The organism is Vibrio sp. CB1-5 (assembly GCF_059412285.1).
On the sequence record NZ_JBJHPB010000001.1, the window covers coordinates 159,487 to 183,213 of the forward strand.

Below are 23,727 nucleotides of genomic sequence, written 5' to 3' on the forward strand. Positions count from 1 at the left end.
GATAGGCGTAGCTTATGACCACTAATCACACATCTTTAAATGCCGGCTTTGTTTCATTAGTCGGTGCGGGGCCTGGAGACCCTGATCTTTTGACAGTGAAAGGATATCGCGTGATTCAGTCTGCGGATGTAGTCGTTTTCGATAGACTCGTATCCAGAGATATTCTTTCGCTGGCAAAACCTGATGCAGAGATGATCTATGTAGGTAAGAAGCTTGACTATCACTGTGTTCCACAAGATCAGATCAACCAGATCTTGGTAGAGAAAGCCAAAGAAGGCCAAAAAGTCGTTCGCCTTAAAGGTGGGGATTCATTTATCTTTGGCCGCGGCGGTGAAGAGCTAGAAACACTGGCTGAAAACGGCATCAACTTCGAAGTGGTTCCGGGTATCACCGCAGCTGCTGGAGCTACAGCGTATGCAGGCATTCCCCTGACCCACCGCGACCACGCACAAAGCGTGCAGTTTATTACCGGTCACGTGCAAAAAGATGGCCGTGAAATTGAATGGGGCTCGCTTGCTCAATCCAACAACACGCTCGTATTCTATATGGGTCTAAAGCAAAGCGGACGCATTACTGACAAGCTCATTACTCACGGTCTCGATGAAAACACGCCGTGTGCGGTGATCGAGAATGGAACACGCAAAGAACAACGTGTTTTCCAAGGTGCGCTAAACACGCTACCTCAAATGGCCAGCGAAGCAGAAAGCCCAGCCTTAATTGTGGTTGGGAGTGTGACTCAATTGCACGACAAACTTAAGTGGTTTAACTAAGCGTCTTGATGACACTTATATAAATAATGTTTCTATGCAAACGTGCCTTTTAAATTCTAAAGCCAGCGGACTACGCTGGCTTTTTTTACGCCTAATCCCATAAGCTTTCGCTTGTCTTCCGACAGCGTGTCTCACTTCTGCTATCCGCTGACAGAATGCTTTCCCAGCATTGAATAGCTCTGACATATCCTTACTAAACTTAACTAACCTATACACGCTTGACGTGTCCCTCAACTTGCAACGGTAGGTTAGCAATGAAAATACTCGTCTCATTGGCTCTTGGAGCTTTACTCCCCCTTTCTGCTGTACAAGCAGATGTCACAATCAAAGGCGATCGCATGGAAATCAGTGACGATTGCCGAAAAATCGAAGGTGACGTGATGACACTACGTTCAGAAGATTGTGATGACGACTCAAAAGGCGGCAATAAAAACAAGGGTGACAACCGAAGCGTCCATGGCGACGATAACCCGGGCAAAGGACACGGCAAGGACAAAAACAACAAAGGTAAAGACCGCGACAAAGACGATGATTGATCATCAGGTTTTACCAGCAGTGTAATTAAGGAATGAGTTATGAAGTATTTAAAGCTTACCGCCGTTGCGGGTGTCGTGTCACTTGCACTCGTTGGGTGTGGTGGAGATTCAAGTTCTCCGGCAACAACGACGCCTGTGACGCTCAGCGTTACAGACGCTCCTGTGGATGAGGTCAAAGAGGTTGTTGTGACCTTCGGCACCGTGGCGCTATTGCCACAAGATGGTGGTTCACCACTTATCTATGATGTTTACTTAACCGACGATGAAGGCAACCCGGTTGATGAGAGTGGCAACCCTATTCCTGACGGTGAAGACCCAGTACCACTGAGCGTCAACTTGCTTGACTATCAAGGCAGTAAGGTAATGCCACTGATTAAAGATGAAGTCGTGACTGTAGGTAACTACAAACTTTGCGTGTTCGCTAACGATGGTGATCACCCGACCCACCCCTCCTACGTCATTGAGGACGACAATACCGAGCGCGAGTTGTCGGTTAAAGGTAACGGCGCTTGCCCACAAGGTGTAGGTAAAATAGACAACACAGGTGTACTGTACTTCAATGATTCGTTTGCGGTAAATCCGCAAAACAACGACTTTGCAGTAGAGTTTGATCTACGACGAGGCTTAAAAAATAACTCAACGTTCCCAGATTACAGCATTCAACGTACCTCGGTCACTCTGATTAATACGGCTGTGACTGGCAATATTGAAGGCACCGTATCAACGGCGACGTTCAACGCTTGTAACAATCCAGCGGACGCCAATGTAGTGCAAGCTGTGTATTTATATGAAAGCGGCACTACGCAAGAAAACATGGCGCCTATTGGCGGAACCGATACCGTTAAGCCTCTAACCTCTGCAAGCGTTAGTTACAATGAAACGCAGCAAGTCTACGAATTCTCATTTGGTTTCCTAGACCCTGGTAGCTACAACCTTGGGTATACTTGTACTGCGCAGCATGATGATGGCGAAGAAGATTCAGCCCCTGTGGCAGCTGGTTTCAACATATTCAGTGTTCAATCAGATGTAACGGTAGTTGGTAACCAAGACACGAGTGTAGAATTATAATTAAAACTGAAGATTTACTTTTGTTTGAAGCGCTCTTTGATTAAAGGGCGTTTTTTTCATCATAAAACAAAAAAAGCAGCCGCCCATCCTTGGGCGAGCTACTTTGCTGCTACGAAACTCTTTCAACGCAAGTGAGTCAACGCGAGTAAGACTAGTTGTTGGAAATTATCACTTCTTTATTACGTACTTCAGAAAGAGCACGTTCCAGATTATCGTTAGCTAATTCGTAGTATGATGGCTTAGCATCGATCGCCTGTTGAAAGTACGGAATTGCGCGCTCAGGCTTGCCTTTTAACATAAGAAAGTAACCGACGTTGTTTAAAGCCTCGGGCTTTTCAAGATGACGACTAAACATGTTTAACGCTCGATTTTCATAACCTTGAGCTAGGTAAATGAGTGCCATGTTGTTTTGAGCTTTTTCACTGTCGGGCTCACGGTTCAGTGCTCGCTGGGTAAACTCAGTGGCTTTGGTGTAATCTCCAGACATGTAGTAGGAGTATCCCATATTCAGGAGGACCTTATTTTCAAATGGCAAGATAGAGCCCGCTTTATCATAAAAGGAACGTGCAATGTCGTATTCGTTATCAACATCAGAAAGCACCCCTAACCCCATGTAAGCGTAACCTGGTGATGTTCGGTCTGTGCTAAGCGACTCAATAAGAGTGACGCTCACATCCTCTCGTTTAATCGTTTTTGGCGACGAGAATCTCAATTGGTCTGCATTTACTGCTCTTAAAAAGAAACTCTCACTCTCTGGAATACGGCCCGTGCTAGCGTAAAACATACCTAGCTGCTCCAACGACTTACTATTATTCGGGTTAGCATTCACAGACATGTTGAGTGCTCGCTCGGCTAAATCATTATTACCACGAGAAAGATGTATCTTACCAATCGTATACAAGGTCTGGTCCTTGTAGGCAAGGTTTTCAAAGGATAGTGAGCGGATGTATTCATATAACGCGAGATCAATATTCCCTGCATTGAGCGCAGCATCCCCTCTTTGAATAGCTTCAACCTCTGATTGAGGTGGTGGCTCTTGAGTCAGGGTGTCAATCGGTCTACCCTGGTATAAAGATGTGTCATATTTTGGTCCCGTATCGGTAGACGAGCAACCAAAAATCACGAACGTTAAAACTAGCATCAAAAGTGAGGTAAGTCGTTTCATCGTATTTTCCTTATTCGAATGCCGACACTATCGTTATTACTGCAGGACCAATCGCCACAATAAAGAAGCATGGCCAGATAAATAGCAACATTGGAAACAGCATTTTAGTCGGTATTTTCGCTGCAATTTCCTCTGCAGCCTGGTTTCTTCTATCTCGATAATCTTCATTATAGTCTCTTAACGTATCAGATAGGCTGCCACCAATCCTAGAGGCGTGCGACAACATACTTACAAGCCCTTTGAGTTCACTCAAACCCGTTCTAACAACCAACTCATCAAATGCCCTAGGTAACTCAACACCAGCTTTTACTTTGGCACAAATGGTTTCGAGCTCATCCGCTAATTCAGGATGCGAGATATATGTCTCACTCGCGACTCGTTTCATCGCAGCTAAAAAACCTAGACCGGACTCTGTACATACCACCAGCAAATCTAATGTGTCGGGTATTCCTGCTCGAATTCTTCTTTGTCTCTTAGATGCTATACGTGCCAATATAAAGTTGGGCGCGAATAATCCTATAAATACCAACAGTGCCGCATACAGTATGCTTTGGCTGCCATTAGAGCTCAGAACAAACACAACCGCAGCCAAAACTGCACCTATCGTGAATGACAGCATTTTCAACGCATAGAAGTTTGCAATAGCATTTTTATGGTGGAAACCAGCATGCATCAGTTTCAGCCGAACGCTTTGCTGCTCTTTTTCGGATCTAGGTACATAGGAAGGAGCCAAGGACTCTAGTGTATCAATCACTTTGCTCTTTTCCTGTTTTTGCTCAGGAGAGGCAAGATTATGAACTCTCCTATCTAACGCAGACTTGGCACCAACAAACATAAAACCGATACCAAACACGAGTATGGTCACCGCCAGCATTAGCACGGCCAAAAATACCCATTCACGTGGTATGTCAAGAGTTGCAAGCACGTCCATGTTACACCTCGATATTCACTACTTTTTTAATCCAAATAGCACCAATCAGTAAACTTACCATTCCAAAAATTACTGATTTAATGCCTCGCGGATCTGTCCACAATGGCTCCACGAACTCTCTATTACCCAAATAAAGAGCCATGAATAGCACAAACGGAGCCAAGACCAATATCCATGCACCCATACGACTTTCTGCGGACAGTGTTTTGATTTTCCTTGCGAGTTTAAACCTGGCTCGTAAAACCACTGATACTTTCTGTAGGTTCTCTGCCAAGTTACCACCCGTGTCTTTCTGCAATAACACAGCTGATGAAAAGGCAAGCATCGATACGGTAGGAACTCTATCGGCCATAGAAAGAATGGCAATCTTAAGGTCATAACCAAAATTAAGAAGGTTGAAGGTATGTTTAAACTCCCCCCCCACCGGGTTTGGCAATTCATCCCCTACCTCTCGAAATGCCTGAGTCAACGGTTGGCCGGCCTGTAGCATCCGACGCATAATATCTAACGCTTCAGGAAGTTGCTCTTCGAACTTCTCCAATCGACTGTTTATTTTCCAGTTTATATAAAAGATCACACCAGAAATAATGATGACACTTGCTACTAAACCTAAATACCAAGGGTAATCAGTCAACAACAAAGCAACCGTGACCAACAAGCAGAACAATATTGTTCGAGCCAAGATGTCTCCGAGCCCCATTTTTACACCCGCCAACTCAAGCATTTTCTTCATGTTCGCAAAATACTTGATTGACACTAGCCTTCTATCAATAGGTGATAGGGATTTATTGTAGTAGTCATTCAGCAGAGTGATGCTTTCAGTGTCGAGTTGGCCTTTTGCCTTATTTAGCCGCTTCGTAAGCTCAATATGTTTTACTTTTTTACCCGCAGCAGGAAGAATGAGTGCCTGTGAGATAATAAATACGGCAGTAAAAATCAGTACAAAAAACAATGTCATACTCATCTTCAATTCCCTCTAACGCTCATTTCAGATCATTAAAAAGTTCAAACGGTACATCGATTCCCCGTTTAATTAGGTGAGAATGGCAGTCGGGCACCACTCCTGTCGCTACATACTTCCCTTTTACGTTGCCTTCACTATCGAGACCCTCGCGCTCAAACCTAAAGATCTCTGACATGGTAATAATTTCTCCTTCCATGCCATTGATTTCTTGAATTGACACCATTCTTCGTTTGCCATCTTCCTGACGTTCCATTTGAACGACAATGTGGATTGCAGAAGCAATTTGTGACCGCAAGTTTTTAGCCGATATCGTCCAACCTGCCATAGCAAACATGTTTTCAACGCGGCTCAATGCATCGCGAGGTGTATTGGCGTGAATAGTAGCGAGTGAGCCATCATGACCCGTATTCATCGCAGACAACATATCTACCGCTTCACTCCCCCGCACCTCACCAACAACAATACGATCAGGTCGCATACGTAACGAGTTTTTAACTAACTCACGTTGAGTGATTTCACCTTTGCCTTCTAGGTTGGCTGGTCTGGTCTCTAAGCGAATGACGTGTGGTTGCTGAAGTTGCAGCTCAGCCGAGTCTTCAATAGTGATAATGCGTTGATCTGAGGGAATGAAGGCTGAAAAGATATTAAGTGTCGTTGTTTTTCCAGAGCCAGTACCGCCGGAAATCAATACGTTAAGCTCTCCTTTTACTGCTCCTTCTACAAACTTAGCCATTTCAGAAGATACCGAATCCAGCTCCAACAAGTTATCCATGGTGAGTCTATCAACAGCAAACCGACGTATCGACACTGACGGACCATCAATAGCAAGAGGTGGGATAATCGCATTGACCCTCGAACCATCGATCAATCGAGCGTCGACCATAGGTGACGCTTCATCAATCCTGCGGCCTACTAGACTTACTATTCGATCAATGATATTTCGTAAATGTCGGTCATCTAGAAACGTATAAGGTGTTTTCTCAAGTCGACCAAAGCGCTCTACGTAGACGTTTTTAGCACCATTGACCAAGATATCCGACACAGAGGTATCTTTTAGTAGCGGTTCTAGGGGACCTAAGCCAAACACTTCATCTTCGATCTGAGATAACACACGCTGCCTACCCTCCAAGCTCAAGGGATGCTCGTTATCATCGTCCATCAACTGGCAAACTGCATTATACAACTCGGTTCTAGCCGTTTTCTCTTCTAACGACGCCAACAGCCCCAAATCCAGCGTGTCCATTAGCTTTCTATGGAAGTAATGTTTAACGGACAGATCCTGTTCTAGCTGCTTTCGCGTATCCTCTATCGCTTTCTGTTTCAGGCTCGCGGCATCAACAACCTCATCAGTGGCTAGTTTGCTAGTGACTTCGGTGACGGCTTCTGTTTTTTCATCCGACTTAATATCACGGTGGGCTTTACCCTGACTTTCTAGGTCATTGTTTGGACTGTTATTCTTCCTAAAAAACATACTATCCCTCCTTGGATTAGCTGAACAAACGCGCTAGCCACCCTTTCTGTTTGGACTCTTCTGGCATTAGGTCTGCACAGAGCTTATGGATCGCTTTGCCAATCGCACTTTTTTTGCGGTACTCGACGACTGGCTTGCCTAAATTGGCACTTTCGTTCGCGTTCTTAAAGTCGTTAGGGATAACATCCACTTTGATATTCGGTACAGTCGCCTCGACATCCTTAATGGAAATGGGCTGGTTTTTATCAAAACGATTAATGACGACATTCAAACTATCGGCGACAACGCCAAACTCTAACTTGAGGCTCTTCACTAGGTAACTCGTGTTTTTTAAAGACATGTAGTTCTGCTGTAACACTAAAAATATCTTGGTGGCTGGTGTCACCAAGGGTGAAAAAATCGGATCGATGCCTCTCGAGAAATCAATAATCACGTATTTGTAGTATTGCCTTAACAGAGGAATCAATTTTTGCACGTCGGTTGATTTCGCTATCGCGATACTGCCTTGTCCCCTCGTGAAACCAATAGTGTGTAACTTGTCGCCGTACTTAGTAACAAGGCTACCTATCGAGGCTTCATCCATATCTTGCAGTGTCTCAATGGCTTCAACCAACCCATATTTGGGTGAAATATCAAGGTATTCGTTTAGCAGCCCAAACTGTGTATCGATATCGATTAAAAGTACTTGATTCGGGTATTGCTCTGCGAGTGTTACGGCGGAGTTTAATGCTAATGTAGACGCCCCATTACCGCCCTTCGCATTCATAAACAGAAAAAGCTCTCCCATCTTTCTGTTTGCTATTTTGTGCTCTGCGATATCTCTTAAAAAAGGAACAAAAATATCGATTCCAGAATGACGAGAATAGTAGTCTGAAGCACCGAGTTTTAAAGCTAGCTTGAGATTTCCACTGTCGTTTTCATCACCAAATACCAACAAAGAAACTTCATTCTCACCAAAGGGGAGATTGTATTTCTGCAGGTCAGCGACCTTATCTGCCCAATCATCATTGGCTTCCACAATGATGATGTCGGGTTCATGAAAACTGGATAACCCTTGCTCGCTAACCGCGGATAATGAAATGTACTCGACTACGGTATTCTTACTGCGAGTAAGTTCTGTACGAATGTGACTTTTAAATTCACTTGAGCTGTATAGAGTCCAAATATGAAGATTGGTCTTCAATGAAAATTCTACGCCTACAGCGATATTGTTTGTGATCGGCACCGCTTCTCCCATGAACGCCTCCTAGCAATCTTCGGTAGCACCGGATGGCGAGCTTTGGGTTGGTCTTACAACACCAAGGCTTTCCGCCGGTATAACCGTTTGGTAATTAGGTACTTTTATGCTTCCTGCATCTCCTAAAAACGATAAAAATCGGACAAACTGAAATTTATAATCATCCGATACGAACGCTTGTACATATCTTATTTGTGCAAGAACATCATCTTTGTCATCGGTTGACATCGAGCTAAAGCCATCAACCGCTACTGCACTTCCATCTCGATCTAGATAAACAATCTCCAGATCATCAGCATCAAAACCATAAGGACGATTTTCGACAATCTCTGCGAGATCCTTAATATCGTCACGATCACCAATAGAGCACACCGCCGCTAATCGTGCGGCTTTTCTCGTCATTTCGTTAAGCATCTGCATTGAATATACATAGCGCCCAAATTCAAATGCAGAAAGAACCAGAAGCATTGAGATCAACACCGTCAAGGTGAACTCAAGAATCGTTAAACCCCTTGAAGAAGTTCTTCCTCGCCCTTTGATATACCTAGTCATCTCTCTTCTCCATTATTGCAGAAGCTGACATGGTGACACTCAATGCCTGCGTCAAGAACGGTATCGTAGAATAGAGCGGTGAATAGGTATAACTTGCGCTCACAGTGACAACACTACCGGCTTCTACGACTGTTACATCGTCCACTGTCACACCATCGAGCAACGATTCCGATCCGCCTGATCTCACTCCATAAACGACCAAATTTTTTATCTCATCCGTGTCTGCAATACTGCCCCCTACTGTACCGTACACCTCAGTTACGGCATGACGAGCGCCATTGCGAACCATCTTATTAAGTGTTTGATGGTCAATAAAGAAGCTCCCTATCTCCAAGAATAGAGCCATAAAGATGATGATAAGGGGCGTTACTAGCACTAACTCTATAACCGCGAGCCCTTGCTGTTTTTCAGATGTTTGATATTTCATGATTCACCACTCCCTGGATCTTTGTAGAGCTGAATCTTGAATAGACCTTCGGAGTCCGGCACCGAACCAAAACCACCATTTTGTACCGTGCAATCCTCTAAGAACTCTCCAAAAACACCTTGCTTTGCACCATTGTTATTCGGAGCTTTCTGCAGCAAAAAGAAACAACCAATCGAGGTTATTGGTAACGTAGTCGCCCCACCACCAGCACCGCTACAATCAACCATAGGTATTGGTAAAATGCGTCTACCTTTGTTTCCTGAAGTGCAATCACCACTTGCCGAGCCATCACATCCAGCAGCGCCTTCTAAATAGTTCGAGTATAGAAATGAGTTGTCATAGACTACGTTTCCTTCATTATCTGTTGTCGCTTCTGTAGCCGGCTCTCTAACGTATATGTCAGGTGGGAAATCAGCAGCGTTTACACCACCTCCGGAGTAATCGCCAAATCGTGTGTTAAGTCCTTGGCCCACTGGGCCTATCGTGTTACCCGGTTTGGTAGTAGCATTCTCAGTGATGTCAACACAACCGTCAAAACCACCCGCTAGTGCATCTCGTACCGTGCTAGCACCAGAGCCAAAGTCCAATAGCTGAAAGTTACCAGGCCCCATTTCACTTGCATTGTGATCAGCTACCTTTAGTTCGTAGACTTGATGGAAATTAAAGCCCAAGAAGTCATTTGATCCGCTAGAAGTCGCCGCGCAAACGGCGATCGGAACAATGTTACAAGCAAAATTCAAGGAGGAGCTTGGACCAGCAACAGCGCTGGCTGCACCCTGTTTGGAAGAACCAAAAAAGCCGATAAAAAAGCTAGTTAGCGGAACGTCCGCCACAGAGACTCTAACAAAGGTCACCAACGTTGAATCGTAACTTCCTGAGAAATCTTGTGGGTCATTGGAGTATTGAACGGTAATGGATGCATCGGGCACCGTCACTTCGGTGTTTCCTGATGCAGAAAACAGGGTTGCTATCGCCGATTTTGCTGCTGCCGTTGCTACCGTCGTGTCAGAGCCATCACTGACCTTGACCGCAGCAGCGAGCGCCGCCGCATCAACGCTATTTTGTAATCGCGTTTTGTTCAAAGTGGCATGATTAAAGTCAAATGCCAAACCAGCGAAAAACATAAAAACAATAAACACCAACGTAAAAAGGATAAGAGTTAACCCTTTTTGACGTTTTGTTGATTTCGTCATTTTCCGAACGCGATTCATACATCACCCCTATCGAGAACTTCTTCTCTGCTGAACTAGGTCTTTGCCTAGAACTGTTTCCGCTTTGCCATCATAGGCTGACTGACCAGCGTACTCATCATAGGCGACCTGCATGCGAGCCCCAGTACCTGTTGGCACCACACCTAAGTTGTTAGCGGTCGCATTGTGATCATAGGTTTGCTCATGTTTGAGCTTGGCTACCGATTGCCCCAATGGCGCATCATTTGCGCACCCAAATAGAACAAATGTCGCTAAAACAATTCCCAATGTTTGTCTATTCATTGCATTTCCCTTATAGCGAGTGCCCAAAAGAGCCTTCAGAGCCACCTTGGTTAGATGGAACGGTTGTACTCGTTTGGCTTTGTTGGTTAGCATTGCTTGCGTCATCCATCTCTGCGATGTATGCCCCCTGTCCAAGCAGATAGAATTCAACATCATTGGGCTTAACAAACGCATCCGTCGGCAAAAGTAGTTTTGTGCGGTCTACAGGCGTCGCCAATCTTGGCGTTACAAGAATAACCAACTCAGTTTCTCCCGATATAAATTCCTGACTATTGAATAGCTGTCCTAATACCGGTACGTCGCCAACACCTGGTAGCTTGCTAGAAACATCTCTCACGTTTTCACTAAGTAGTCCCGCGATCCCGATCGTTTGACCATCAGCCAATTCCAGTGTTGACGCAGCTGTTCGCTTAGTGATTGGTGGAATAATGTAGGTTGCATTGGTCTCTATTGGATCTAGCGTTAGTGAGCCTGAATTGGCTATTTCACTCACATCTACGGATAGAACAAGATTGATCTTTTGGTCCGAAAGTATGGTTGGGACAAACTTAAGACCAACACCATACTCTTTGTATTCAACCGTGATACCGTCCCTGTTCGGAACTGGGATTGGAAATTCACCTCCGGCCAAAAACTCTGCCTTAGAACCACTCAATGCGGTTAGGTTTGGTTCTGCTAACACTTTGGCAACACCATTCTCTTTAGCGATATCTAGAGCTAGCGTAAACAGAGTATTTCCGTCTAAGAAGGTCGCCAACAAGCCAGTTTCTTCGATACTAGGAACGTTAAAGATCGGCCCGACACCGCCACCAATTGCATCGATGACACCACCACCACTAGTGGCACCCCAACCGAAGTTACCGTTTTGGTTGAAAAAGTGGAAATCAGAATCAAAACGTCTAACCAAGCTACGCTGCACCTCAGCTACCGTGACTTCAAGCATGACTTGCTGAGCGCCACCTATCGACATCAAATTAATCACTTTGGTATCTGCTACCGTCTCATCTTTAGATTCAGTGCCTTCGTCTGCAGGTGCTCCTGCGGTGAACGTTTCTGCTACCTTGACAGCCATGTTCATAACCGCTTGATTGCTCACTTGTCCGCTAAGGATCAGCTTGTCTTGTGAGCTGTGTACTTCGATTGTCTCATTTGGCAAAAACTCAAAGAGCTTGGATTTCACACCATTGAGATCGTGAGTCACTTCGATGTTTATGGACTCTATAAGTCTTCCTCTAGAATCCCAGGCCATCAAGTTGGTTGAGCCAAGCTTTTTACCAATTAAAAACACTTCGTTAGAGCGCAGCATAACTATGTCTAACACATCTGGGTCACCTAAAGAGACACGTTTTGCCTTGCCTGCTAAGATGACATTTTTAGATTTATGATGGGGCACACTAACCAGCTTCCCAGCTTGAGTAGCAGCAAACGAAAGTGTGCTAAAAAGATAAGCGATGAGTATACTGACAATCCATTTCATAGTATTACCTTAGTCCCTTACTCTTATATTTGAGGATTGAGTTCCTTTAATGATCGTTACACTTGGTTGTGGAACGTAAGTTCTTTTCGCAACTGGCTTATCTTTTTGGTGAGGATTTCGCAGCGCCAGTTGTATCTCGCCATTGCTTTTTGCGGTTAGAAGCTTCTCAGCTTCTTTTGGTGTCACTTCCAGCGTCACCGCTCTTACAATGACAGGCTTGTTGTCATTAGTTCTGGCTGTCTGGTCTACCGCTAGCACTTTAATGTTTTTCAACACGGTATCTGTCTTAGAGCGAGTTTGATTAAACTTAACAGTGCTGAGAACGTCTACTTTGTTTCCCGGAAGCAAAAAGCCTGCGACACCTATGACATCATTGACTCGAATCGTCACGGCCCGCTTATCGTCTTCTATTACAGCCGCAAGAGTAGAGCCCTCTCCCGGAACAGAGAGTCGGTAAGAATGAACGATTTCACCCGGAAACAACGATGTGCTGGCCACTTTTCCGACAACATCATCGACAGTAGAGAAGTGATCTTCATCGTCGACCCAGTCAGTTTCTAATAACTTAACCGACAGATGTTTGCTCTCTATTATCGTACCTGCGATGATCTCTTGTTCGACAAAGACTACCGGTTCTCTTTCAACCGTTTCTGTCACAACTTGCGGCTGGTTCTGTTCTTCCATCCATTGCTTGGCGATATAAACGGCAGCCAAACCTAATACAGCAGATATCAACATCAACAAAAAGACTTGTGATTTACTCATTATTTCCTCCCATTCCATCGGAAGTGCAATATAGTCGCCATGCTGACTCCAATATAGATGACGTAATTACGTTCGACTCTTGATTAAATTTAATAATGTCACTACATATCCCAATAATGTCTTTAGGGATGCATGGGTAAAATGGTGTTTTATCTACACTGTGCAATCGCAATACCATTCCCCTAGATTCTGAATTTATAATTAACCCTCTCTTTTCTGCGACTTCGTCTATTAGACTCATATACTCATCTTGACTTAGAGGATAGAATTCTATTTTGTATCCTAAGCGACGCAAAAATGCAGGGTCACCAATATCAAGTGGGTTTAAATTAGTTGAGAAGGCTAGATTCAGCGTGAATGGTATCGCCGCTTGCTGTCCATTCGGTAATTGCAGATAATCAACACAATATTCCATTGGTACAATCCAGCGATTAAGTAACGCTCCGACAGATATTTTCTGCCTGCCTAAATCATCGATAATGAGTAGCCCATTATTTGCCAACATTTGCAATGGTGCCAACCATACTCGATTATGCTGAGAATGATTGACCTCTAGCATCTCCATCGTTAGCTCGCCACCGACTTGAATGTTGGGTCTTTCGCACAAGGCCCAACGCTTGTCATATTGTTCGTTGAAGTGAATTCGATTAACCGTTGAATTATTATCCAACATAACATGGTGCGCGTCAGAGAAAACTCTTATGATGCTTCCGGATGTATATACCGCAAAAGGTATATACACTGATGATTCAAACGAATTAATAAGTTGCGCTGCTACGAAGCTTTTGCCAGTGCCAGATTTACCGTACAACAGTAACGCTCGGCCAGAATTAAGTGCGGGGCCTAGTATATGGATCATTTTTTCTGCACCAAATACTCCGCGCAGTGCTCCCGCAATTTGTTCGTGACCGATGCTGTTCACTTTAACATCTTGCAACGCGACTACCTTACTGTACTCATCCAATGACACTGGTGCCGGGCCGACGTAAGCGTCTTTCATATACGCCAAATCCGCTTCCTGCTCGCCAGCCGCAGACAACCCATAACGCACTTGGTTGTTGCCATAGTCAGCAGAACCGCTTAATCCCATTGGTTGAAACACTTCCAATAACGAGCGCTTACGAAGGTAATTCAGTAACTCATCAACGATATGACTACTCACCCCCATAGCATCTGATAGCTCAAGTACTGTCGCTTTCATCAAGTGCGCGATGTGCTTTAGTACCAAGTTTTCTAACACAACCACGGGGATTTCCAGCTCTTTCAGGAGAGAAGGCATCGGCGGTGGATCGATCTGTGGTGACAGTCGTGGTTTATTGGTAAGAGACGTAATGGCATTCATAAACAGTCCTCACACCCATAGGGGGTATAAAGCAAAACCAGTGATTATCGATGGAGCGAAAGGTAGTCTAAGCTTCTCCGAGACTCTTGTGGCCAAATGCCGTCTCAAAACAATTTCCTCTTTTAGATATGTTATTGCCTGGTCTTTCAATGAAAGTGGGGATCGAGAAATATGACTAAAGAGGTAGAAAAGACTATATACACCACCGCACAACACTGTAACAATCAGAAATGTGACCAAATGCTCGATGCCCGTACCAAGCGCCAAAACGGCCAATAGCTTCACGTCTCCTCCCGCCATCACCTTCATACTGAACAAAGCGAAACCCACGCTAAGCGTCAGCATAAACGCCAAAAGGTTGGAAACCGGTATGTTTGTTACGCCTTGATATTTAATCGATAGCGCTGCCAACATAACGGCGAGCGTAAGAAGTACCCAGTTGTTCGGAATTCTTTGGTCTCGAATGTCAAATACTGCAACAGTCAACAGTGGTAACCATAGAGCATATTCGATAAAATCCATTTTACCTCCCTAAACTCGTTGACCACGACCTCGCGATTAGGTCGTGGCTCCTAGCTGCTGAATTACAACGCCTCGACTTTGTCAATTTGGGAGTCGAGCTCTGTTTTCAAGTCTCCCCAAATACCGCCACCCGCGATAACGAAAACTGTAATAATCAAAGCTGCACCGATGACATACTCCAGAATCGTTAGACCTTCTTCATCTTTGATGAAATCTTTACACAATTTAGTTAGCGTCGACATAGCAATCTCCTTTTGGTCCTGTTTGCTTAACGCTCTTTCAAATTAGGAGAGTACGCATTGATTGGTTAGGACTATTTTATTTAATTCGTATAACTATTTTGTTATCTCTCACATTAAGTTAATCCTATTTACTAAACTAAAGTTAATACCATTCTAAACCTTAGAATTATAAATTAGGCAAAATCACGGATATAAAATTAGAAATAAACAGACTACTATTAACAATCACTGTGGTATTTTTGTTATCCTAGACAGATGAATATAACCACAAGACTTTCATGGAGTGTCTCCAAACATCCATAAATTATAGCATTAAGCATATTGAGTGTATTAACATTGAGACTATCTTGAGCTTAGATGTTATTTTTATGATGTTATTTTGTAAAAACACGGCACTCTACTAGACTAGTTATATAGTTTAATCGTGTTGTCGCAGTTTTGAGAGAGAAAAAATGGCGTATTGGATAGGAAAACCAACTATTTTACTGCCAAGAGTTGTACGAGACTACCTGAGTGAAAAGATCAATGTGATTGAAGTAGGTGATGATGTATCTGTAATAACTCAGCCTTCTCAGCACTTCTGTTTCTATTTTTCGGAGAGTTACGAGGACGATGGTACACTTTTAACGCTGTTGAAGATCTGCCAAAATTTGTCAAAACCCCTAATACTGTTTCACGATTCAACGGTACCAGAGGCCTTCATAAACAGTGGACTGGTCAAAGCCCATGTGGACATCACCTCTCACCAGGTGTTGAAAAAGACCGCACTAGCAATTGAGCAAATAACCTCATTGCTAGAAAAAAACGGCGACACTTTTTCAAACGTGCCAAGCATTCGTGAAACAGAAATGACAAGGGAGATAAATCACAGACCAACTCCCGCTGAACCCAACACCATTGACGCGGCTCTAGACTACATCGAAAAACACTATAGAGAAAGCCTAAGGGAGGTAGAAGTTGCCGCTCACTGCCACTTGTCCACTCAACACTTTTCTCGTGTCTTTCATAAGAAAGTCGGCTGTAGTTTCAGGGATCATGTAAGTAAATTAAGACTCGAATACGCAAAAAATCTACTGTTAGCCAACGATGTGAAGCAAATATCAGCTATCGCATATCAAAGCGGTTTTAATGATGTGTCTTACTTCTCCCGATTTTTCAAGAAGAAAACAGGCATGAGTCCCGGTACTTTTCGAAACTTTAAGGGAATACTAAAGATCAACTAGCAGCATCAACATATTCATGCCCACGATAGTTTTTTACGACGTTGTCGCAGTAACTATATCGAGCCAGCTCATACCGAACATTGCACTACAAAGCCAAAAAGACAATCAATTACTTCATACTAACCATACAGATAAAACGATTGGTATCAAAAGTCTTATCAAACACGTCTTTCTTTTGCGAAGAGTAAACTCGCCCTTCAGCTGTCCAATAATCACCCGGTTTAAGATCCGTATACAGCTCTAGATACTTATAAGCTGCTTTAGTTGGCAACTTAGACGACAGTTTTTGCTCACAATATTGAGTCGCATCATCACGGCTTAGGAACACTTCTGCTGATTTATTGTTACCACGATATACTGGGTACAAATAGGTAAACACTTCATCTTTGTATACAACGGTATTAGAAAACGTCCCTACTTCCTGCTTTGATAACTTTTTCATTTCAGCCGTTTTTGGATCATTTAGCACTTTCTTAGTGATCCGTGCTGCTTGATTGTTTTTCGCACTTTTGACAGCGGGTACCGACTCTTTTGTCACTGGTGCTGCTGATTTAGCTGCAGCTTTTTTCTGAGTTTTCTTTGCAAACGGGAAGAAATAATCTCCGTCGTTTTTCAAGCTCAGGCGCAGCGACTGTGTCTTACCATTGTTTACCGCCTTAACGTTGTAAACACCCACGTAATTACCCGACAGTTCAATCACATCACCACTGCCCACTTTTTCATCATTGATGTAATAGTCTGTTTTCGCAGAGTTGGAGCGGAATACAAATCGGATCTTATCAAGGTTTAGCGCCTTGCGAATTTCACCATCCAGATTCGAGTTGAAGGCATTTTTATACTCTGCTGATACAGTGTAAGTTAAATCGCCATTCAGCTTTTGAGTTGCATCCACTACCTTGTATGACGTCAGGTCGATGCGTTCAGAACCACCCTTTTCAAGCGCAAAAGCATTTTTCATGTAAGGTAGATTGCGGTTCACACATGAAGACAAACTCTCGGTAACTTTACATTCTAGTTTGCCAGAGTAGTTTTCTTTATGAACGACGTTCGCTTCTTTTAGATGACGATCTTTGATGTCGCGATAAAGCGCCAATAGCTGGTCATTTTTATCACGTTCAATTTGAGTCACACTGACTTGATTAGAGGCAATGGTTTTATTTAGCTCATTCAGTTTTGCTTCAGCGTCAGCTAACTCAGTATTGAGTTTATTGATAGATGTCGATACGCCGCGCAAGGCCAAAGCGATGCCTTCATCATACTCACCTTGAAGCAATTTCTCTTGGAACACTTTAGAATCAGCTTTGATGATATCAACGCTGTTCAATAATTTGATTTTGTTGGCTTCGATACTTGAAGAGGTCTTGTTGTATAGAGAGATGGTGTCATCTAGGCCAACTTCGCCATAGCGAGACGAATATTCACTGTTAATGGTATCTAACTTAGCCTGTTCACTGCCATTAACCAACTCAGAAGCCCAAGCGCCCGACATCATCGTCACGCCGGCTAACGTAATCCATGTTTTCGCTCTCAAGTGTGGTAATAATTTTTCTAGATTCACAACAACCTCATAATCCTTCTTAACCGCCTGAACATTTCCATATTCCGCTTGTTTTTATAAAATGAAGGGTTTCTTACTGATATAATTTTCTATTCTATCAAAGCCCCAAAGCAGTGTCGCTACAATGAGGCGTAATAGTGTGATCTTATTCATCAATTAAGAGGAAGTTCAAGAATTGCGTGAAGCCCCCTCATTAATTCTCCGATACAGCATAGATCTCAGCGCGGCGATTTTGAGCGCGATTCTCAGCACTATTATTCGGCACCAATGGTTCGCTTTCACCTAATGACTTAACAGTAATACTGTCTCGCTCGACACCTTGAAAAAGCAATACATCATGTACAGATAGAGCACGACGTAGCCCAAGACCCTGATTGTATTGCGCAGAGCCTTGGCTGTCGGTATGCCCTTCTATGATTAGGTCATAGGAAGCCTCTGACAACATCGAGCTTGTTTTGTTGAGTGACGTTCTCGCCATAGGTGTTAACCCATAGCTATCGAAGGCAAAGTTCACACGCACCACTGGGTTATCAGTACCCGCCTGAGCGACTGACATCACCGAGGTACAATCTGAACGGTCGAAAACCGCGCTGTTTTGCTTTGCCAACATTGAGGCAAATTCATCACTAAACCCTGTTTGCTCAATACTCAGCTTACCTTCTCTGTGTTGAGCGATAGCCCTTACATCAGAGACAGATACTGAATACTGCTGTTCGCCAGCACTGTTTTGACAATATGCCTGAAACTGATCTTCACTCGCATGGCTACTCAACGTAATAACGGATAGCGCGGCGGCGCTCATTAAATATCTCATGAATTCTCCTAATACAACTTGGTTACGCCGCTGCTCTTGGAGCCTTTGCGGATTAGCTCTTCTATTTTGTCAATTAACTCGTCCAATCCATCTTTTACATTGATGATATCTTCAGAGGGGTTTTCTACGCAGTCTTGAAAGCCAGTTTCACCTTGGGCATTGTAACCAATCCCGATCACTCCTATGTACAAGCCTGGAATTTTTTCTCTAGCGACACCGCACATATCATAGGTGTCTTCATCTGCTAAAGCACTAAATATTCCATTTTGCGGTGACTCTTGACCATCACTCAGAATTAGGATCATTTTTACTTTGGCGTTGTACTCTGCGATCTCATCTTCATCGTCTGTATCTGGGGCTCCATCGTTCAACATTCTGAACCCTCGCAAAACTCCCTGAAACACAGCTGTACTGCCGTCTTCTTCCATTTCTTTGACTTTATCAACAAATGACGGGTCATTCGTTAGGTCAATATTGTAGAACTGATCTTCATTATCCTGACCAAAGCCTCGATATAGATCCGCATCCTTGATCAAATAAGCACTGCCTGAATGAACCTCTCGGTCATCAAACATTGAGTCAACCGTGGTTTGAAAGTCGACATATTCAAGCGCATCCGGATAACCGTAAGATATGTAAACGGGCTTTCCTTTCTTCTCTCGTTTTGGAACATATTCTTGCTTAGACAATACATCGTCAACTCGCTTCGCTATTTTCTGGTTTGTCTCAGCCAATAAATACTGAGCATCAGTTGGGCATTTCTTTCCTTTGTCCTTACACTTTTTCCAGCTTTTTTGCTCAAGAGGTTCACATTCCCTAAAATCATCGGCACAATCTTCTACATAATCATCATCGAATGTTCGCCATTCGTTCCAGTCAACGTGACTGTATCTGTACTCCGAAACCCAATCCCTGTGATTATCATTAAAGAAAAGTTCGGTGACCGCATATACCTGATTATTGTATTTGGCACGCGTGCGTATGTTATAAGGAACAAAACCAATCTTATTATCTAGCCTAACTGATTGATCTTCATCATCCGCGCAGCTATCTATATCATCACACAACACCTTCTCAGTTATCGCTTGTATTGCAGCCTTCAAGTCATCAATTTTGGTACTTCTGTTACTCCTACTACCCCATTCAGACGACATGGAACCAGAAAAATCCGAAACAAAGACGATATCGATATTATTATCACCTAAATACGCCGGATATTTACGAGCCAATGAATAACCCGCTAAGTCTTGTGTCTCATCGAAAGACGGAATAAAAGTGCTCGCAAACCATGAATCATGAGTCGTCGTTACGTTAACGGTATATTGTGTATACTCTTCCTGGTCAATATCCAAGTCTTGCTCTTGGAACGTTCTTATCGTGGTTACTGAGCTTGTCTTTATGTCCCGCACATAGTTTTCCACATAGCGTTTCGCCATCGCTTGTGAGTCGGTCTCTACATCCTCAATCGTCACGGCTATGGCTGCAGCCTCAGCCGCATCACGTAGGCGACTAGTTTCTTGCACGTATCGCGTCCCTTCAACCGCCCAAAAGGTAAAACCCATAATCGGCACTAACGTCAGTCCCATCCATATTGCAGCCGCACCCCTTTGTCGATTCAGGCTAGGTCGAGAGTGAGCCATTTTTCTCTGCTTAACGGTCATACTACCTCCCTGGCATTATCGACGAAGAGGTCAGACGCATGTCGGCATCCTCACCCGATGAAAATGCTTCAAACCAAGAGTGGTGTTCTTCACAGAGAGTAACGCGGTATATCGGATACGATAATCCCTTCTCGATGGGGACTAATGACTGATAATTACTCAACGAATCTGTTCGACATCCAAGTGACGAGAACTTGGGACTCCGATGCGTCACCACGCTTTCACCAATCACGTAAGACTCAATTTGCAGCGCGACATTCTCTACGGAACTATCCAACATTCGACTTGCGACGGCAGTTAAATCAGTCAAGTCTTGCTGTGACACCTGCAAATTCGTTCTACCTGCAATGTCAGCATCAAAATAACGAGAGCGCTCTTTGATAACATTGACTAGTGCAAAGCTTGAACGATCCAACTTTGCTCGTACCAATAATTTATGACTAAGGTCGGTAGCGAACAGATATATGGCGCACAAACCAATCAATACGAACCCAAGTTCAATCGCGAAAGCCCCTTTTTGGCTACGCAGGGAAGTAAAACGGGCAACGTTATTCCGCCTCATTTTTCCACCCCTCGTGTTCTAGGTTCAACACCATGGTGCGTGAAATATCCACTTGCTCAGCACCAAAAACTTGAATAATCGGTGCGTACTCATAACTGACTGTGATTTCGGCTAGATCGTAGTTGAACGTGAGATCTTGCTTTGAATAGCCAACGTTATTGACAAAATCTGAGTAGCTCGGGAAATATTTGCCATCAATCGAAAATTTGTCTTCGTCAATGAGAAAACTCCAAAGATTATCTTGATTCGCAATCAAAGTTTGAAACCGAGTCTCATACTGCTCGTGTACTCCACTTCCCTGATAGATTTTGGTGTTGCGTATCGTTTCACGCAGCGCATACTCGGTCATGTTGATCACGTAAATGCGATAACACACTTCAAAAATCGCAAACGTCGAGAACATCAGTACGATCGCCCCTAAGGAGAACTCGACGGCAGTTGCACCACGCTGCTTCCTAAATCCAACCATAATCAGCTCTCTTCGCGATTAAGTTGCTGAGCAATCAGAGTCAGCTCCGCGTAACTGAATTCATCACTGAGTAGTTTTTTAGCCGCATCAATTTGGTCCGCTTTGATAAGTGCAATGGCGAGGTTAGCGCGTACTACTTTATTCTCAGGAGAATCTGCAATGACAGGTGCTAGGGTTTGAATCGCACGCTTGTAGTCTTGCTGAGCGATGTACAGCATGGCGATGTTGTTTTTTACCGCGACATCGTCATAGCCCTTGAGCCTTGATTGATTGAACTGTGTTTTGGCGTTGTCAAAGTCACCTGTTTTGCTGTAAGCCACTCCCAATAGCACATGAATTTTTCCAGAGGTATTGCCTGCTTTTAGCGACGCTAGATACGCTTCAATTGCTTCTTGTTGCAAATCTTGAGCAAGCAATACTTGTCCATGTAACTGATACAAAGCTGCTGATTGGGCACCCTGCTTAATTAAATGATTTATATAAAAGTTGGCTGACTCGATATCGCCTTTTTTGAAATACGCATCGGCCAATTTTTCGACGGTCGCCAACGAGCTATCCCCCGCCTCTAGCTTGGTTTTATAGTGTTTGACCAGTCCGTCATAGTTATTAACTTTTTCCATACTTGCCACGGTCGCTGCTTCAGTTTGAGCAAGATCAGCTGAAGATTGACAACCTAGAAGCGTCAATGCGATGAGCACCAGCAAACCACTTTTGTGTAATCCGTTCACATTAACTCCCTAGCGATATCGACATCTGCATAATCCCTGGAGCTAGAATCAGCACAACAATGGGAAACATAATGAATAAAATCAGTGGCACGCTCATCTTGGCTGCAAGCTTACCAACTTTTTCTTCAACGGTAAGTATTTGAACCTTACGAATGTCTTCCGCTAAGTCACTCATGACTTGGGCGACTGAAGTACCGTATTGAAGATTTTGAATGATGGTCAGAACAAAGCTTCGAACCGCCGGCGTAGGTAGTCTTTGTCCCAAGTCATTGAGTGCTTTTTCTAACCCGTGGATGCGAGCAGAGTCCGACGTGCGTCTAATTTGATAGCACAAATCTTTATCGAACATTTCAAGCTCCGCCGCAAGATAAGCCAAGCTTGCCTCAATTGTCATGCCGGTCTGAACACATACCGACATCATATCAAGCAAATAAGGCAGTTTGGCTGAAGTACGACCTATCACCATTCGGCTGCGGAAAGAAAGCACCATATCTGGCACAACAATAACGCCCACTAATGAGAACATCGAACCAAGCAACTTGTTGGTGTTAGACAAGTCACTCACCGCCACAAACCCAAGCAACAACGCTAGTACAATGAGCTTGAGTGGAAAATAATATTTAGCCAACTCTTTGTTGTAATAACCGGCTTCGATGAGCTTTTGTTCCAATTCTTTGCGGTGCTCTTTACCAAAGCGAACCATAAAATGTTTTATTTTGGTGGTACCAGATTGGGTTTGAATCCCTACCAAACCATCCATTTTTTGGCGACGGCGCTCTGCTCGCAATGACTCAGCGATAATAAAAAGAATGCAGCCAAAGAATACCGCGACCGCAATAAGTATCATCATGCTTTCACCCCCCTTACAAGTAACCATATGATGGTGAGTCCTATCATTTCACTGATCAGCACGTAATAGAGAATCACCCTTCCATCAGGATCATAAAGCACAAAGTCAACGTTACCTGGGTTGATATAATTTAGAAGCACAGTAAAGGCAACAGGAATAGCCGCTACGATTTTGGCAGAAATTCGAGCTTCCGACGTCATGGCCATTTTTTTCTTTTCAAGGGTGCGAGCATCCACTAATACGCGAATGAGTCTCGCTAATACCCCTTTGAGTTGGCCGCCGCGCGAAATATTGGCACGAAGAGTAATGGTAAAAAAAAGAAATTCTGGATAAGGGTAATTTTTGCAAGAGCGCATCAGTACCTTTTCTGGTGTCTCACCCATTTTGAGACGATCCGCCATGAGCTTAAATTCACGGCCGATCGCATTATCCATAGTATCGCCCACATAACTGATCGCCTGCATTAAACTGTCACCCGCCGTCACTGCACTCATTAAGATATTGAGCGCATCTGGGAAGCTGTTTTCAAACTCTGATCGGCGACGCGAAAGCAAAAAGCGATAACCGACCACTAGAAAAACAGCGATCGCTCCACTAATGAGCAAGGGGTTATTTTGACGTAAAAACACCACCAGCAAATACCAAGACGAAGCAACTGCACCAATCGAATAGAGAGCAATATAAAGAGTTGAGCGCGGCCCTAAGATCATCAGTGTGGGTGATATTGAGTCTTTGAACTTTTGCCACTTATGTTTTTGCGACAGTGAGCGAATATTTATCGCACTAACGCTCTCAGTACCCTCGGCGTCAACCTGAAAGTATTGGTCTAGTTTACTTTTCTTGCTGCTTCGATTTAGCAGTAGCGCAAGAGCAAATAGTATTAGCGAGATCCAAAGCATA

Annotated in this window: 26 protein-coding genes; 4 read left to right on the forward strand and 22 right to left on the reverse strand. The window is 43.9% G+C overall.

Annotation, left to right across the window (positions count from 1 at the left end; genetic code table 11):
* Positions 1-14: 14 nt before the first annotated feature.
* The 3 genes from cobA (at position 15) to ACJB0T_RS00670 (ending at position 2,374) form a co-directional block, all read left to right on the forward strand.
* Positions 15-770 (forward strand): uroporphyrinogen-III C-methyltransferase, encoded by a 756-nt coding sequence (gene cobA / locus ACJB0T_RS00660; protein WP_112461707.1) that lies wholly within the window; start codon positions 15-17, stop codon positions 768-770.
* 254 nt (positions 771-1,024) lie between these two features.
* The gene (locus tag ACJB0T_RS00665) at positions 1,025-1,306 is read left to right on the forward strand and encodes a CG2 omega domain protein (protein WP_479289989.1); all 282 of its coding nucleotides are present in this window, start codon (positions 1,025-1,027) and stop codon (positions 1,304-1,306) included.
* A 39-nt stretch (positions 1,307-1,345) separates the two neighbouring features.
* A complete protein-coding gene (locus ACJB0T_RS00670) occupies positions 1,346-2,374 on the forward strand; it encodes a DUF4382 domain-containing protein (RefSeq protein WP_479289987.1) in 1,029 nt (342 codons plus the stop codon).
* A gap of 151 nt (positions 2,375-2,525) precedes the next feature.
* On the opposite strand, the gene ACJB0T_RS00675 is transcribed toward ACJB0T_RS00670, so the two are convergent.
* The 14 genes from ACJB0T_RS00675 to ACJB0T_RS00740 form a co-directional block, all read right to left on the reverse strand.
* Positions 2,526-3,539: a tetratricopeptide repeat protein gene (locus tag ACJB0T_RS00675; RefSeq protein ID WP_479289986.1), complete on the reverse strand. Its 1,014-nt coding sequence runs from the start codon at positions 3,537-3,539 to the stop codon at positions 2,526-2,528.
* A 10-nt stretch (positions 3,540-3,549) separates the two neighbouring features.
* The gene (locus tag ACJB0T_RS00680) at positions 3,550-4,470 is read right to left on the reverse strand and encodes a type II secretion system F family protein (protein WP_479289983.1); all 921 of its coding nucleotides are present in this window, start codon (positions 4,468-4,470) and stop codon (positions 3,550-3,552) included.
* Between the two features lies 1 nt (position 4,471).
* Positions 4,472-5,440, reverse strand: coding sequence for a type II secretion system F family protein (locus ACJB0T_RS00685; RefSeq protein WP_479289981.1), 969 nt, complete (start codon positions 5,438-5,440; stop codon positions 4,472-4,474).
* A gap of 13 nt (positions 5,441-5,453) precedes the next feature.
* Positions 5,454-6,905, reverse strand: coding sequence for a TadA family conjugal transfer-associated ATPase (locus ACJB0T_RS00690; protein ID WP_479289980.1), 1,452 nt, complete (start codon positions 6,903-6,905; stop codon positions 5,454-5,456).
* 16 nt (positions 6,906-6,921) lie between these two features.
* The gene (locus ACJB0T_RS00695; RefSeq protein ID WP_479289978.1) at positions 6,922-8,142 is read right to left on the reverse strand and encodes a CpaE/TadZ family protein; all 1,221 of its coding nucleotides are present in this window, start codon (positions 8,140-8,142) and stop codon (positions 6,922-6,924) included.
* A gap of 9 nt (positions 8,143-8,151) precedes the next feature.
* Positions 8,152-8,694 carry a TadE/TadG family type IV pilus assembly protein gene (locus ACJB0T_RS00700; RefSeq protein WP_479289976.1) on the reverse strand — a complete coding sequence of 181 codons (543 nt, stop codon included), beginning with the start codon at positions 8,692-8,694 and terminating at the stop codon, positions 8,152-8,154.
* Positions 8,687-9,121 (reverse strand): TadE/TadG family type IV pilus assembly protein, encoded by a 435-nt coding sequence (locus ACJB0T_RS00705; RefSeq protein ID WP_479289974.1) that lies wholly within the window; start codon positions 9,119-9,121, stop codon positions 8,687-8,689. Before ACJB0T_RS00705 ends, ACJB0T_RS00700 begins: the two co-directional genes overlap by 8 nt.
* Positions 9,118-10,332 carry a TadE/TadG family type IV pilus assembly protein gene (locus tag ACJB0T_RS00710; RefSeq protein ID WP_479289972.1) on the reverse strand — a complete coding sequence of 405 codons (1,215 nt, stop codon included), beginning with the start codon at positions 10,330-10,332 and terminating at the stop codon, positions 9,118-9,120. The genes ACJB0T_RS00705 and ACJB0T_RS00710 overlap by 4 nt, the downstream gene beginning before the upstream one ends.
* Before the next feature lie 9 nt (positions 10,333-10,341).
* Positions 10,342-10,614 (reverse strand): hypothetical protein, encoded by a 273-nt coding sequence (locus ACJB0T_RS00715; RefSeq protein WP_479289970.1) that lies wholly within the window; start codon positions 10,612-10,614, stop codon positions 10,342-10,344.
* Positions 10,615-10,624: 10 nt separating this feature from the next.
* The gene (locus ACJB0T_RS00720; protein WP_479289968.1) at positions 10,625-12,091 is read right to left on the reverse strand and encodes a type II and III secretion system protein family protein; all 1,467 of its coding nucleotides are present in this window, start codon (positions 12,089-12,091) and stop codon (positions 10,625-10,627) included.
* A gap of 9 nt (positions 12,092-12,100) precedes the next feature.
* A complete protein-coding gene (cpaB, locus tag ACJB0T_RS00725; RefSeq protein WP_479289966.1) occupies positions 12,101-12,856 on the reverse strand; it encodes a Flp pilus assembly protein CpaB in 756 nt (251 codons plus the stop codon).
* The gene (locus ACJB0T_RS00730; protein WP_479289964.1) at positions 12,849-14,198 is read right to left on the reverse strand and encodes an ATP-binding protein; all 1,350 of its coding nucleotides are present in this window, start codon (positions 14,196-14,198) and stop codon (positions 12,849-12,851) included. The genes cpaB and ACJB0T_RS00730 overlap by 8 nt, the downstream gene beginning before the upstream one ends.
* A gap of 9 nt (positions 14,199-14,207) precedes the next feature.
* The gene (locus ACJB0T_RS00735) at positions 14,208-14,720 is read right to left on the reverse strand and encodes an A24 family peptidase (protein WP_479289962.1); all 513 of its coding nucleotides are present in this window, start codon (positions 14,718-14,720) and stop codon (positions 14,208-14,210) included.
* A 62-nt stretch (positions 14,721-14,782) separates the two neighbouring features.
* A complete protein-coding gene (locus tag ACJB0T_RS00740) occupies positions 14,783-14,962 on the reverse strand; it encodes a Flp family type IVb pilin (RefSeq protein ID WP_353496052.1) in 180 nt (59 codons plus the stop codon).
* Positions 14,963-15,414: 452 nt separating this feature from the next.
* On the opposite strand from ACJB0T_RS00740, the gene ACJB0T_RS00745 reads away from it, so the two are divergent.
* Entirely contained in the window at positions 15,415-16,185 is a 771-nt protein-coding gene (locus tag ACJB0T_RS00745) for a helix-turn-helix domain-containing protein (RefSeq protein ID WP_479289960.1), read from the forward strand.
* 109 nt (positions 16,186-16,294) lie between these two features.
* Here the strand turns inward: ACJB0T_RS00745 and ACJB0T_RS00750 are convergent, their stop codons facing one another.
* From ACJB0T_RS00750 to ACJB0T_RS00785, 8 genes are all read right to left on the reverse strand, one after another.
* Complete coding sequence (locus ACJB0T_RS00750; protein ID WP_479289958.1) at positions 16,295-17,743, reverse strand: hypothetical protein; 1,449 nt, start codon at positions 17,741-17,743, stop codon at positions 16,295-16,297.
* 193 nt (positions 17,744-17,936) lie between these two features.
* Positions 17,937-18,557 carry an OmpA family protein gene (locus ACJB0T_RS00755; protein WP_479289956.1) on the reverse strand — a complete coding sequence of 207 codons (621 nt, stop codon included), beginning with the start codon at positions 18,555-18,557 and terminating at the stop codon, positions 17,937-17,939.
* 8 nt (positions 18,558-18,565) lie between these two features.
* Positions 18,566-20,218, reverse strand: a complete 1,653-nt coding sequence (locus ACJB0T_RS00760) for a TadE/TadG family type IV pilus assembly protein (RefSeq protein WP_479289955.1) — start codon at positions 20,216-20,218, stop codon at positions 18,566-18,568.
* A gap of 1 nt (position 20,219) precedes the next feature.
* Complete coding sequence (gene tadF, locus ACJB0T_RS00765) at positions 20,220-20,780, reverse strand: tight adherence pilus pseudopilin TadF (RefSeq protein WP_479289952.1); 561 nt, start codon at positions 20,778-20,780, stop codon at positions 20,220-20,222.
* Complete coding sequence (locus ACJB0T_RS00770; protein WP_479289950.1) at positions 20,767-21,249, reverse strand: TadE/TadG family type IV pilus assembly protein; 483 nt, start codon at positions 21,247-21,249, stop codon at positions 20,767-20,769. The genes tadF and ACJB0T_RS00770 overlap by 14 nt, the downstream gene beginning before the upstream one ends.
* A 2-nt stretch (positions 21,250-21,251) precedes the next feature.
* Positions 21,252-21,869: a tetratricopeptide repeat protein gene (locus ACJB0T_RS00775; RefSeq protein WP_479292239.1), complete on the reverse strand. Its 618-nt coding sequence runs from the start codon at positions 21,867-21,869 to the stop codon at positions 21,252-21,254.
* Positions 21,870-21,978: 109 nt separating this feature from the next.
* Positions 21,979-22,827 carry a type II secretion system F family protein gene (locus tag ACJB0T_RS00780; protein ID WP_479289949.1) on the reverse strand — a complete coding sequence of 283 codons (849 nt, stop codon included), beginning with the start codon at positions 22,825-22,827 and terminating at the stop codon, positions 21,979-21,981.
* Entirely contained in the window at positions 22,824-23,726 is a 903-nt protein-coding gene (locus ACJB0T_RS00785; RefSeq protein ID WP_479289947.1) for a type II secretion system F family protein, read from the reverse strand. The genes ACJB0T_RS00780 and ACJB0T_RS00785 overlap by 4 nt, the downstream gene beginning before the upstream one ends.
* Position 23,727: the final 1 nt, after the last annotated feature.

Bases quoted from the DNA above. Each gene is read 5' to 3' on its own strand.
- ACJB0T_RS00700 (WP_479289976.1), bottom strand. From the start codon at position 8,694: ATGACTAGGTATATCAAAGGGCGAGGAAGAACTTCTTCAAGGGGTTTA.
- ACJB0T_RS00740 (WP_353496052.1), bottom strand. From the start codon at position 14,962: ATGTCGACGCTAACTAAATTGTGTAAAGATTTCATCAAAGATGAAGAA.
- cpaB (WP_479289966.1), bottom strand. From the start codon at position 12,856: ATGAGTAAATCACAAGTCTTTTTGTTGATGTTGATATCTGCTGTATTA.
- tadF (WP_479289952.1), bottom strand. From the start codon at position 20,780: ATGAGGCGGAATAACGTTGCCCGTTTTACTTCCCTGCGTAGCCAAAAA.
- ACJB0T_RS00735 (WP_479289962.1), bottom strand. From the start codon at position 14,720: ATGGATTTTATCGAATATGCTCTATGGTTACCACTGTTGACTGTTGCA.
- ACJB0T_RS00755 (WP_479289956.1), bottom strand. From the start codon at position 18,557: ATGAGATATTTAATGAGCGCCGCCGCGCTATCCGTTATTACGTTGAGT.
- ACJB0T_RS00770 (WP_479289950.1), bottom strand. From the start codon at position 21,249: ATGGTTGGATTTAGGAAGCAGCGTGGTGCAACTGCCGTCGAGTTCTCC.
- cobA (WP_112461707.1), top strand. From the start codon at position 15: ATGACCACTAATCACACATCTTTAAATGCCGGCTTTGTTTCATTAGTC.
- ACJB0T_RS00715 (WP_479289970.1), bottom strand. From the start codon at position 10,614: ATGAATAGACAAACATTGGGAATTGTTTTAGCGACATTTGTTCTATTT.
- ACJB0T_RS00720 (WP_479289968.1), bottom strand. From the start codon at position 12,091: ATGAAATGGATTGTCAGTATACTCATCGCTTATCTTTTTAGCACACTT.
- ACJB0T_RS00665 (WP_479289989.1), top strand. From the start codon at position 1,025: ATGAAAATACTCGTCTCATTGGCTCTTGGAGCTTTACTCCCCCTTTCT.
- ACJB0T_RS00780 (WP_479289949.1), bottom strand. From the start codon at position 22,827: ATGATGATACTTATTGCGGTCGCGGTATTCTTTGGCTGCATTCTTTTT.
- ACJB0T_RS00680 (WP_479289983.1), bottom strand. From the start codon at position 4,470: ATGGACGTGCTTGCAACTCTTGACATACCACGTGAATGGGTATTTTTG.
- ACJB0T_RS00760 (WP_479289955.1), bottom strand. From the start codon at position 20,218: ATGACCGTTAAGCAGAGAAAAATGGCTCACTCTCGACCTAGCCTGAAT.
- ACJB0T_RS00675 (WP_479289986.1), bottom strand. From the start codon at position 3,539: ATGAAACGACTTACCTCACTTTTGATGCTAGTTTTAACGTTCGTGATT.
- ACJB0T_RS00690 (WP_479289980.1), bottom strand. From the start codon at position 6,905: ATGTTTTTTAGGAAGAATAACAGTCCAAACAATGACCTAGAAAGTCAG.
- ACJB0T_RS00785 (WP_479289947.1), bottom strand. From the start codon at position 23,726: ATGCTTTGGATCTCGCTAATACTATTTGCTCTTGCGCTACTGCTAAAT.
- ACJB0T_RS00775 (WP_479292239.1), bottom strand. From the start codon at position 21,869: ATGGAAAAAGTTAATAACTATGACGGACTGGTCAAACACTATAAAACC.
- ACJB0T_RS00705 (WP_479289974.1), bottom strand. From the start codon at position 9,121: ATGAAATATCAAACATCTGAAAAACAGCAAGGGCTCGCGGTTATAGAG.
- ACJB0T_RS00745 (WP_479289960.1), top strand. From the start codon at position 15,415: ATGGCGTATTGGATAGGAAAACCAACTATTTTACTGCCAAGAGTTGTA.
- ACJB0T_RS00670 (WP_479289987.1), top strand. From the start codon at position 1,346: ATGAAGTATTTAAAGCTTACCGCCGTTGCGGGTGTCGTGTCACTTGCA.
- ACJB0T_RS00730 (WP_479289964.1), bottom strand. From the start codon at position 14,198: ATGAATGCCATTACGTCTCTTACCAATAAACCACGACTGTCACCACAG.
- ACJB0T_RS00710 (WP_479289972.1), bottom strand. From the start codon at position 10,332: ATGAATCGCGTTCGGAAAATGACGAAATCAACAAAACGTCAAAAAGGG.
- ACJB0T_RS00695 (WP_479289978.1), bottom strand. From the start codon at position 8,142: ATGGGAGAAGCGGTGCCGATCACAAACAATATCGCTGTAGGCGTAGAA.